At 65.3% G+C, this 2,740-nt stretch carries 2 protein-coding genes; both read right to left on the bottom strand.

Annotation, left to right across the window (positions count from 1 at the left end; all coding sequences use genetic code 11):
* Positions 1-348 (bottom strand): 5'-3' exonuclease (locus ACOJTD_RS12115; protein ID WP_420133162.1); only part of this gene is annotated, 348 nt, incomplete at its 3' end.
* A gap of 210 nt (positions 349-558) precedes the next feature.
* Positions 559-2,740 (bottom strand): sulfide/dihydroorotate dehydrogenase-like FAD/NAD-binding protein (locus tag ACOJTD_RS12110; protein WP_420133161.1); only part of this gene is annotated, 2,182 nt, incomplete at its 5' end.

Here is a 2,740-nt window from a genome sequence, read left to right as displayed (position 1 = left end):
GATCAGATCGTCCGGCGCCGGCGGCAGGTGCGCCTTGTAGTCGGGATAGAGTTCGTTGCGGAACGTGACTTCCGACTTGTCGAAGATGATCGCCAGGTGCGTCGGCCGGTTATCCGGCGGCATGTCGCGCAACAGCTTCCACAGCATGTTGCAGAAGCCGAGCACGGCGTTGACCTGCAGCCCGTCCGACTTGCGGCTCAGCGGCGGCAGCGCGTGATAGGCGCGAAAGATGTAGGACGAGCCATCGACCAGGAACACATGGTCGCCCGTGCCGGGCGGCTTGATGCCGGCGGGGGCAGGGGGCGTGGGGGCGGACGGTGCGGCGGCGGATTTGGAGATTTTCGGCATGGCCGCAACTTAAGGGGTCCCGAGGCTTTTGACACCCCTTTCCAGGCCCCAGATCCGCCGGGGACGCCAACGAAAAGGCCGGGCGAACCCGGCTATTTCAGCGAAAGCCTCTCCGTCATTGCGAGGAGCGAAGCGACGAAGCAATCCAGTTCGGTGCTCGGAGCTGGATTGCTTCGCTTCGCTCGCAATGACGAGACTACGACTTCGCGCTTACGCGAACCCGTGCTTCTTCTTGCTCTGCAGTTCCTGCGCCTTGAACGCGCTGAAACGGGGGAGGAACTTGTCCCAGTCGATGATGTGGGCGTCGATTTCCGGGCCGTCGATGCAGGCGTGCTTGCGGACCATCTTGCCGTCGATGGTCACCGGCACCATGCAGGCGCCGCACATTCCCGTCGCATCCACCATGATCGAGTTGAGGCTCGCCACGGTCTTGACGCCATAGGGCTTGGTGAGGTCGCTCACTGCCCGCATCATGAGCGGCGGGCCGATGGCGATCACTTCGGCGATGGTGCGGCCTTTGCCTTCCTGGTTGGCCTTCATCATCTCTTCCAGCGGGCCGGTGACGAAGCCTTTGACGCCGTAGGAGCCGTCGTTGGTGGTGTAGATCAGCGACAGCTGGTCGCCGAACTCCTTCTTCAGCTTCCCGACACGCTCGTCGTCGCCGGTCCAGAACAGGAACTCCGTGGCGCGGAAGCCGGAGATCAGCGTCACGTGGTTTCCCAGCCGCAGGTGCTCGCGCATGATCGGATACACCGGCGGCAGGCCGACGCCGCCGGCGCAGAACACCACGGTCTGATTGCCTTCGTAGCGATGCAGCTCGCTGGCGCGGCCGAGCGGGCCGGCGATGCCGCTGAACGCATCGCCGATCGCCATGCGGTTGATCTCCAGCGACGAGGTGCCCATGCCCTGCACCACCAGAGCAATGGTGCCTTTCTCAGCGTCCCAATCGGCCAGCGTCAGCGGGATCAGTTCGCCCTTCTCCCACGGCAGCACGCGGACGAACTGCCCGGCCTGCGCCGAGCGCGCCACCATCGGCGCCCGCACCGTGAACTCGACGATGCCGCCGGCGAGCGGCACCTTGCCCACGATGGTCTGCGCCACCTGGCCGAGCTCGGTGTACTTCGCGGCGCGTTCGACCCGGTTCTTGATCTCAGCGGGCGTGAACGGAATCTCGCCGACGATTTCACGAGCGGCCGCCTGGCCGTCGCCGGCCGCGCGGATCGCGGTGGAGCCGCCACGGGCGGCGTCGCCGCCGGTGTAGACGTCCTTGATCGAGGTGCGCTGCGAGCCTTCCTCGACCTCGATGGTGCCCCACTTATTAGTCTTCAGGCCCGGCTCGGCGTCCTTCATGATCGGATTGGCGGTGTTGCCGAGCGCCATGATCACGAGATTGACCGGCACGCGTTCGATCTGCCCGGTCGGCTTCGGGCTACGGCGGCCGGACTTGTCGGGTTCGCCGAGCTCGTTGACGTCGAGCAGCGCGTGGGTGACGAAGTGGGTGTGGTCGTCGCCGATGAATTCGCGCGGCGCGCGCAGCACCGCGAGATTGATCTCTTCGTCCAGTGCGTGATGCAGCTCCTCGACACGGGCCGGCATCTCGCTCTTGGTGCGGCGATACACGATGGTGACGTTGCCGCCGAGCCGCTTGGCGGTGCGCGCCGCGTCCATCGCGGTGTTGCCGCCGCCGATCACGAACACGTTCTTGCCTTTCACTTCGGGCAGCGGCGTCTCGTAGCGGTCATCCAGGCCGCGCATCAGGTTGACGCGGGTCAGGAACTCGTTGGCCGACATCACGCCGAGCAAATGCTCGCCGGGCACGTTCATGAAGGTCGGCAGGCCGGCGCCGGTGCCGACGAAGATCTTCCAGAAGCCTTCGGCCTTCAGGTCTTCCAAGGTGGCCGTTTTGCCGACCACGAAATTCTTCACGAAGCGGCCGCCGAGCAGGATGATCTTCTCGACAACGTCGTCGATCAGTTGGTTGGGCAGGCGGAATTCAGGGATGCCGTAGCGCAGCACGCCGCCGAGATCGTGGAACGCCTCGAAAATCGTGACCGGGAAGCCTTCGACCGCCAGCAAGTACGCGTTGATCAGGCCGGACGGACCCGAGCCGACGACGGCGATCGGCGGCTTGACCGCCGCCGCCCACGGCGAGATGCGGCCGGCGAAGCGCGCATTGGCGTTCGGGTCGACCAGCTTCTGATGCTCGGGCAGGTACCATTCGAGCTGGCCGATCTCGATCGGTCGCTTGGTGTGGGTGCAGACGCCCTGGCACTGCAGTTCCTGCGGGCAGACGCGGCCGGTGACGTTGGGCAGCGGATTGCAGCTTTCGATCAGCTCCAAGGCTTCGCGATGCTTGCCGTTGCCCAATAGGTCCAGCATCTCGGGGATGTGG

The organism is Rhodopseudomonas sp., from assembly GCF_048594845.1.
In the GTDB taxonomy this organism is placed as follows: Bacteria; Pseudomonadota; Alphaproteobacteria; order Rhizobiales; family Xanthobacteraceae; genus Rhodopseudomonas.
This window is presented reverse-complemented; position numbering and strand designations above follow the sequence as displayed.